A 2,899-nucleotide genomic window follows, 5' to 3' on the forward strand; every position below is an offset into this window, starting at 1 on the left:
CGTTTAATCGCCGTCGCTTCGTCTGATTGTTGTTGCTGGTGTAGTCTTTCTTTAGCTTCTGTTGGATTGATAAACTCATTTAATAGCAACCTCACAATTGAGGGGAGCTCTTGCTCTATTTTGCTAACCAAGTTTAAATCTCGCTCTTTTTCAGGGATGACCTCGCCAAAGTGAAAGATAACCCTACGCCGTGATATACCTCCATTTCGTTCGTTAAATCTCATTGCCTCGTTATTGATAACCAAGACTACCGCAGGGATTTTACAAGAATAGGGTTGCTTGTGTTTTGGGTCTATTGCTACTTCATCACCGCCAGTAATTGCTTTTAATCCTGCACCACTGCCCATATAACGCGGTTGGTCGGGTAATATGACTAATGAGTAACCCACGATTAAGGCTCTGTCCCTTGCCTTTTCTAATGCGTCCATAGTGCCTATTACAGTATTGTTTTTACCTGATAACATCGTCGCAATTTCAGCAAAAACACTTTTACCGCTACCGCCTGCGCCTGTAACCTCTAAGAATAATTGCCAGTCATGGCGATTAGCCAATATCATATATAGCGCAGCCAAGATATTTTTAGCCTTATCTTGATTGCCTGATGCTCTTTTTAGCCATTTAGCGAAGTTTGGCGCGTGAGTATCAAAAGATTCATTTTCTTTGGCAGGGTAGTAATCAATATCATTACTGACTAATAACCAATCTTGCTTATTGTGAGGTCTAAAGGTTTGGCTTTTTAGCTCATATACGCCATTTTTAAAGCAGATTAAATCTTTCTGAGGTGTTCCCATTATAGGCAGTGATAACCTGAGCGATTCAACCGCTGAGCTAATTCGCATAGGGTTAAAAGGTTCGCCTGATTGAGTGAATAAATCGGCTAGTGTTCGCATTAATAGTTTATCGCTTATAGGTTGCCATGCGTTATCTTGATAGTGATAGATTTCATCGGTAGTAAGATTAATTGCAAGGTTATTATCATAATATTGATTGAGCAGTTCAGCCCGTTGACTTGATGCCATTTGCGATAGGTTCATACTTGATAACTCGTTTTGCATGTTAAGTTTTGTCACGGTGGGTAACTCTGGTTTTATGAGGTTTTTATTAAAATGAGCCAAAGCGTTATCGCTTCCAAGTTGTTGCCTATAATCATCCCAATCACATTTATAATCTGTATCAGGAACGGAGTAATAACCATTTACCGCTTGAGCTGCTTCTATTGCTTTAGCTAAGCCCGTATTAGGGCTTTGACCAATATCGTTATCACCTGCGATAATGATTTTAGCGGTAAGATTTAACTCACGAATGTCTTTAGCTACATGAATAAGATTGCCTGCGTCAATGGCGGATATAACAGTAGACTGTTGGCGGAATTCCGCTATCGATATCCCTGTAGCCAAACCCTCACAGATAATAATTTCATTGTGTGCGAGCAAATTTGCGCACACCTCAGCAGGTCTGCTCAATATTGAGCGCACTAATATAAAAGCACTTTTCTTATTTGAGCCTTTCATTAAATGCTTACTGCCGTCAGGCTTGATAAATTGACCACCTGCGTATTCATTATGAAGATTCAGCATGGGCACAAAAATGCGCCCGTTATCTAACAAGGGTAAATCAAAGGTTAACCCTTTCTTGGTCAGGTATTGAGGTTGCCCTAATGTTGCTTTAGATAGCAAATACTCAACCTTTTTACATACGGGATTATCTGGTATGTTATTGTTATGCAATTGTTTGGAATCTATATTCCTAAATGCGAGATTTTCCCGTATTTGGTTATTCTGATTAGACAGATTTAAACATTCCGCTACTTTATTTGATGCTTCTTTAGCGTCACATTGATAATAGTTTTTGATAAGCTCTAAGCCGTCACCACTACCACACTGGTTACAGATATAAGTACCTCTACCATTTTGGTTATCAAATCTAAATCTATCCTTACCCCCACAGACAGGGCAAGGGCAATGCTTGCCATTACCCACTTCAATACCTAATGATTGAAAAATATAATCCCATTTATCTACGGCTTGGGCTGTAATTTCATTGATTTTCATTACATCCCCCTTAATGAATTATCGCGTTAGATTCAGCTTTGATATCTTCGGCTAAATCAATAAATAACGTTGCAAGCATTTCTTGCCCGAATTGCGTTAGTGCCATAGGTTTATCGTCACTTTCGGCGTACATCTTTTTTAATAGTCCATAGGTACGATTTAATCCCTCACTTTCGCCAAAGTCTTCAATCAAGCATTCTTCAAGACTAACTTTTAACCCTAAAACAATTAAATCTTTATCAATATCAATCTTGATACCGTCATGAATAAACACCTTGGCACCGTTTTTATTAATCTGCTCAATTAAAAATAAGCCTGCTATAATCGCCATAGTAGAATCAACGATACTATGATGAATTGCTGTTACTTCTTGCTGATTATCCATGATTTACCCCCTTAATTTGTGTCATGTATCGCCTAACTTCGGGCGGTAGTCGCTTGGTGACATCGGCGAGTAAGTTAGGGATTTCATCCTTGCCAAAAGAAAATAGTGCTACATATTTGCCATTTTTAAGCCTTAATGCGGTAATAGTGCCGTCATCGTTATGGACAAAATCAAACTCTTTCATTCTTTGCCTCCTTGTGCTCGGTTTCGCTTCTAAATAGCTTTTTAGAATCGTTAATCAAGTCTGATACAGCATCAAGGGCATAGGCGCGTAACTCATCATTAATTGGCGTATCCGAATCACAATCCACCATTAAAAGCGTGGTGATAGCGTTGGCTTGTCCTAGTTTTGTATTGATAGTATTTATTGCGTCCAGTGAGATGTTAGCCATTATTCTTATCCTCCGTTAACCCGTACTCTTGTAACTCATCAAAAGCTTGCTCTACTAAATCAACGATAACC

At 39.0% G+C, this 2,899-nt stretch carries 4 protein-coding genes; all 4 read right to left on the minus strand.

Annotated elements, in window-relative coordinates:
- Window positions 1-2,051: primase-helicase zinc-binding domain-containing protein (locus tag ACGH6S_RS11995; protein WP_411578975.1), on the minus strand; the 2,051-nt coding region annotated here is incomplete at its 3' end.
- Window positions 2,052-2,061: 10 nt separating this feature from the next.
- On the minus strand, window positions 2,062-2,436 hold the full coding sequence (locus ACGH6S_RS12000) for a hypothetical protein (protein WP_174798957.1): 375 nt from the start codon (window positions 2,434-2,436) through the stop codon (window positions 2,062-2,064).
- Window positions 2,429-2,620 (minus strand): hypothetical protein, encoded by a 192-nt coding sequence (locus ACGH6S_RS12005; RefSeq protein WP_065627010.1) that lies wholly within the window; start codon window positions 2,618-2,620, stop codon window positions 2,429-2,431. Before ACGH6S_RS12005 ends, ACGH6S_RS12000 begins: the two co-directional genes overlap by 8 nt.
- Window positions 2,607-2,828 carry a hypothetical protein gene (locus tag ACGH6S_RS12010; RefSeq protein ID WP_174798956.1) on the minus strand — a complete coding sequence of 74 codons (222 nt, stop codon included), beginning with the start codon at window positions 2,826-2,828 and terminating at the stop codon, window positions 2,607-2,609. Before ACGH6S_RS12010 ends, ACGH6S_RS12005 begins: the two co-directional genes overlap by 14 nt.
- Between the last annotated feature and the right edge of the window lie 71 nt (window positions 2,829-2,899).

Origin of the sequence: Gilliamella sp. BG3, from assembly GCF_046635605.1 — a bacterium.
Lineage (GTDB): Bacteria > Pseudomonadota > Gammaproteobacteria > Enterobacterales > Orbaceae > Gilliamella > Gilliamella bombi.